Raw genomic sequence first — 1,294 nt, forward strand, 5'->3', positions numbered from 1 at the left:
GGCGAGAAACAAGGCCTGATCACTGCCGGCGCCTTCACCGCCGACTCCGTTGGCAACACCTACCAGGAAGGTCACGAAGACCAGGTCATGGTTCAGGGTTTCAGCCACGAAGTGATCATCCCGCGTGACCCACAGTCCGGCCAACCTACCGGTCAGCGCGTTCACAAGCCAGTGGTCATCACCAAGGTGTTCGACAAGGCTTCGCCACTGCTGCTGGCTGCCCTGACTTCGGGCGAGCGCATGACCACTATCGAAATCAAGTGGTACCGCACCTCGGCTCAAGGCACCCAAGAGCACTACTACACCACCAAACTTGAAGACGCGATCATCGTCGACATCAAGGACTACATGCACAACTGCCAAGACCCGGCGAACTCGCACTTCACCCACCTGGAAGACGTGCACTTCACCTACCGCAAAATCACCTGGACCCACGAAGTATCCGGTACTTCGGGTTCCGATGACTGGCGTTCCCCGGTCGCTGGCTAAGTCTGGCCGACCGTTTCAAGCATCGGCCAGCTCTGCTGGTCGATGTTGTTTCCGCCCTTCCAGAATTTCGCGTCCGCTGACCCGGTTTTCGGGTGTCAACGAGCGCCGCAGCACTGCACGAGGAACAAGGGATGTTCGCGCCGGCCAATCAGACTCACTTTGCCCTGACTATCGAAGGTCTGGACAACGATCTCCAGGTTCTTGCCCTGCAAGGTCGGGAAGCCATCAGCCAGCCTTTTGTGTTTGAGGTGGAGCTGGTCAGTGAGCAGCCGTCCCTGGACCTCGAGACGCTCCTGCACAAACCCGCCTTTTTGCAGCTCTCGCCTGACGGCAGCGGCATCCATGGCCAGATCTATCGCGCCGCCCAGGGCGATTCGGGCAAACGCCTGACCCGCTACGCCGTGACCCTGCGTCCGCAGCTGTCCTACCTGGCGCACCGCATCAACCAACGCATCTTCCAAAACCTCACCGTGCCGAAAATCGTCGGCATGGTCCTCGAAGAGCATGGCATCCAGAGCAACGCCTACGAATTCAAAGTCGGGGCGATTTATCCCGAGCGCATTTATTGCGTTCAGTACGATGAATCGGACCTGCAGTTCATCCAGCGCCTGTGCGAGGAAGAAGGTATCCACTACCACTTCCAGCACAGCGCCACGGCCCACAAACTGGTGTTCGGCGATGACCAGACGGTGTTCCCGAAACTCGCGCCCGTGGCCTACCAGCAAGACTCCGGCATGGTCGCCAACGACCCGGTGATCAAGCGCTTCGACCTGCGCCTGGAAACCCGCACCAGCCGCACCACCCG

The 1,294-nt window shown here is 59.7% G+C and carries 2 protein-coding genes; both read left to right on the plus strand.

Annotated elements, in window-relative coordinates; translation table 11 throughout:
• Positions 1-489 (plus strand): Hcp family type VI secretion system effector (locus KGB14_RS25435; protein ID WP_223489750.1); only part of this gene is annotated, 489 nt, incomplete at its 5' end.
• Between the two features lie 131 nt (positions 490-620).
• On the plus strand, positions 621-1,294 hold a 674-nt coding region (tssI, locus tag KGB14_RS25440), incomplete at its 3' end, for a type VI secretion system tip protein TssI/VgrG (protein WP_223489759.1).

It is taken from the genome of Pseudomonas sp. A-RE-19 (assembly GCF_019956555.1).
GTDB lineage: Bacteria > Pseudomonadota > Gammaproteobacteria > Pseudomonadales > Pseudomonadaceae > Aquipseudomonas.